2 protein-coding genes are annotated in these 1,906 nt (G+C 69.9%); one reads left to right on the forward strand and one right to left on the reverse strand.

Annotated features, from left to right (window positions below):
• A partial coding sequence (locus tag VFF46_RS35190; RefSeq protein WP_325041579.1) for a S8 family serine peptidase occupies window positions 1-929 on the reverse strand: 929 nt, incomplete at its 3' end.
• Window positions 930-1,361: 432 nt separating this feature from the next.
• Here VFF46_RS35190 and VFF46_RS35195 point away from each other — a divergent pair.
• Window positions 1,362-1,906: DUF6359 domain-containing protein (locus tag VFF46_RS35195; protein ID WP_325041580.1), on the forward strand; the 545-nt coding region annotated here is incomplete at its 3' end.

A 1,906-nucleotide genomic window follows, 5' to 3' on the forward strand; every position in this document is an offset into this window, starting at 1 on the left:
GCGGCCCACTCCATCCCGGAGATGATCCACGAGTCGTAGCCGTACCCGTCGTCGCCGAGCACCTTGCCGACCAGCAGGTCGGCCTTTGGCGCGACGCCCTTGCGGGTACCGCCCGCGCCCGCACCGGTGCCGGCGATCGTCGCGGCCACGTGCGTACCGTGGCCGAAGTGGTCCTCGGTACCGCTCGGGCTGCCGGAGAAGTCCTGGCTCTCCTTGACCTTGCCCCGCAGGTCCGGGTGGTTCGCGTCGACGCCGGTGTCCAGTACGGCGACGTCGACGCCGGACCCCTCGTACCCGGCCTTCCAGGCGTCGGGGGCGCCGATCTGCGGGACGCTCTTGTCCAGGACCGGCTTGACCTTGCCGTCCAGCCAGATCTTGGTCACACCGCTGTTCAACGACCGGACGCCCGCGGACGGCTTCAGCGAGTTCCAGAGCGCCGGGAGCTGGTCCTTGGCCGCGTCGACGGCCCGGGCGCCGATCGACGGCAGTTGCCGCGTGGTCGTCGTACCGGTCAGGCTCTGCGCGGTCAGGATCCCGGGCGTGTCCTTGACGATCAGCGGCAGGTCGGCGGATTCGCCGTACCCGTCCGCGATCAGTTCGTCGACGTCGAACAGGTTCACGTCCAGGACGCCGGTGGAGATGTACGGGACGGCGTCGCTCGGCAGCACCCGCAGGCCGCCGTCGGCCTCGACGGTGTGGAACGAGACGCCTTCGCGGCCCGCGGCCGGATGCACGGTGGCGGCCTTCCGGCCACCGCCGGCGTCGGTCACCTCGACGACGTCACCGGTGATCAGCGTGACCGTCGAGGTCTTGGTGGATGCTCCGCTCGCGGACGGCGGCGGGGCGGCGGCGGACGGGATCACCGTCGCCGCGCCGAGGGCAAGGACCGCCGCTGTGGTCAGCGCGGCGATCCGTCGGGGGGAGGACATGGGCAGTTTCTCCTTCGGGCGGGACAGCCTTCCGACAGAGTTTGCAAGCACGTCACGGAAATCTGCCCTGTCCACCACTGCCGTCCCTGCGACATGGCGCAACCACGCCAGACGGCCGGCCGCGCCTGCCGTCGGTACTCGGGGTATGGACAAGACGTGTCGAAATGAGTACGGTCCGTAACGGCGTCCGCCCGACGCCGCCTTGTCGGTGAGGTGCCGCCCGCCAGTGGTACCTCGCTGGTAGGTGGGCAGAGCAGGCTGCGGCGGACGTCACGGCCTGATGGGGGCCCGCTTGCCCAGGTGGGGTGCTGAACGACACTCACTCCTTCAGCACCCCACCGGTTCAACCCTTCACCTGCTGTTCGTTAGCCGGCCCGGGAAGCTGGGCAGACTGACCTGCGTCCGGTCCCCCACCCGCCCCTGGGAGTTGCCGTGTCCCGATTGTTCCGCCCTGCGCTGCTCGTCACCGCCGTACTGGCGCTGCTCGGCTTCGGCATCACGCCGTCGAACGCCGCCACCACGATCACGGTCGCCACCGCGATCGGCCGCCAGGACAGCTCGACCGCCTCGGTCACCGGGTACGTGGTCGGGCAGCCGACCGCGACCAGCACCGTTGTCCGCAGCAACTTCCCGAACGACTACGCGCTGGCGCTCGCCGACTCGGCGTCGCAGACCAGTACGTCGGCGATGCTCTACGTACAGATCCCGACCGCGTTCCGCGCGTCGTACGGACTGCAGAGCAACCCGGGTCTGCTCGGTCAGCAGATCACCGTCACCGGCACGCTGGCCGCGTACTTCTCGCACCCCGGCCTGAAGAACGCGACCGCCTTCACCGGCGGCGGCTCGGATCCCGGTACCCCGAGTGATCCTGGCGACTACTACGCGGCCGCCTCGGGCAAGACCGGCGCGGCGCTGAAGTCCGCGCTGCACTCGATCATCTCGCAGCAGACCAAGCTCACCTACGACCAGGTCTGGGA

This window comes from Kribbella sp., from assembly GCF_035655035.1.
GTDB lineage: Bacteria > Actinomycetota > Actinomycetes > Propionibacteriales > Kribbellaceae > Kribbella.